The sequence below is a fragment of the Paraburkholderia ferrariae NBRC 106233 genome (genome assembly GCF_000685035.1).
Lineage (GTDB): Bacteria > Pseudomonadota > Gammaproteobacteria > Burkholderiales > Burkholderiaceae > Paraburkholderia > Paraburkholderia ferrariae.
In genome coordinates, this window is the sequence record NZ_BAYB01000039.1 from 1 (window position 1) to 1,327 (window position 1,327).

General features: G+C 64.7%; 1 protein-coding gene. It reads right to left on the reverse strand.

Translation table 11 applies throughout. From position 1 onward, the window contains the following. On the reverse strand, nt 1-1,327 hold a 1,327-nt coding region (locus tag BFE01S_RS45200; RefSeq protein WP_042339196.1), incomplete at both ends, for a beta strand repeat-containing protein.

Consider the following 1,327-nt stretch of genomic DNA (forward strand, 5'->3'; position numbering starts at 1 on the left):
ACCGTCCACGGCCACTGCGCTTGCACCGCCAACGTAGTTCGTCGTGCCGCCCGTCGTCGTCAGGATCGGCGTCTGGTCCGTATCCGCCACCGTGACCGTACGCGTGGCCGTATTGCTCGCGTTGCCGTTGCTGTCGGTTGCCGCGAAGCTGATCGTGCGCGTCGCCGTATTGGGCGTGACTGCCGTGTCCGTGTAGGTCACCGCGTCGAGCGCGGCCTGCCACTGTGCGGTGGTCGCGTTTGAACCACTCGAGGTTAGCGTCAGCACGCCGGTGCCCGCGTTGTACGAAGCTCCGATATTGCCGAACGTCGTGCTGCTGGTGTTCGTAAACGCCAGCACGTCCTCGCCGCTATGGAAGTTGCCGGTGATCGACACCGTCGCCGTAGAAAACGTGGACGCGCTGCCGTCGGTGAGGTTCAAGCCCGAATCGATCGCCACTGGCGTCGAAGCGACGTTATCGCCCGCCACGAATGCGGATGAACCCGCGCCGCTCGTCACGATCGGCGGCCCCTGTACTGCTACCGTCTTCGTCGCCGCGACACTATTCTCTGTGCCGTCGTTGACCACGAACGAAATCGTACGGTTGCCCGGTGTCGCCGAGGCCGATGCCGAGAATGTCACCGCGTCGAACGCATTGGCCCACTGCGCGTCGGTAGCCGTCGCGCCCGAGGAAGTCAGTGTCATCACGCCTGTCGAAGCGTTATACGACGCCGCGATGTTGCCAAAGAGCACGCTGCTCGTGTTCGTGAACAATAGCGTGTCGCCGCTGTTGAAACCGCCGCTGATCGACACCGTGCCCGAGGCTTGCGCGGTGTTGTCGCGGTCGCTCACCGTCACGCCGCCGTCCACGGCCACCGCGCTTGCACCGCCGACGTAGTTCGTCGTGCCGCCCGTCGTCGTCACGATCGGCGTCTGGTCCGTGTCCTGAACCGTCACCGTGCGCGTGGCCGTATTGCTGGTGGCGTTGTTATCGTCGATCACGGCAAAACTGATCGTGCGCGTCGCGGCACCAGGCGTAACCGCCGTGTCGGTATAGGTCACGGACTCCAGCGCGCTCTGCCACTGTGCGAGCGTAGCCGTGCCCCCCGAAGACGCGAGCGTCAGCACACCTGTCGAGGCGTTGTACGATCCGACGATATTGCCAAACGTTGTGGCGTTCGTATTCGTGAAGGCGAGTACGTCCTCTCCAGCATGGAAGTTGCCCGTGATCGACACCGTTGCCGACTGCAAGGCCCCGCGGCCCGCGTCCGTGAGCGTCAGGCCCGAATCGACGACGACTGGCACCGAGGCCGTGTTGTCGCCCGCGACGAACGCCGCCGATCCCGAG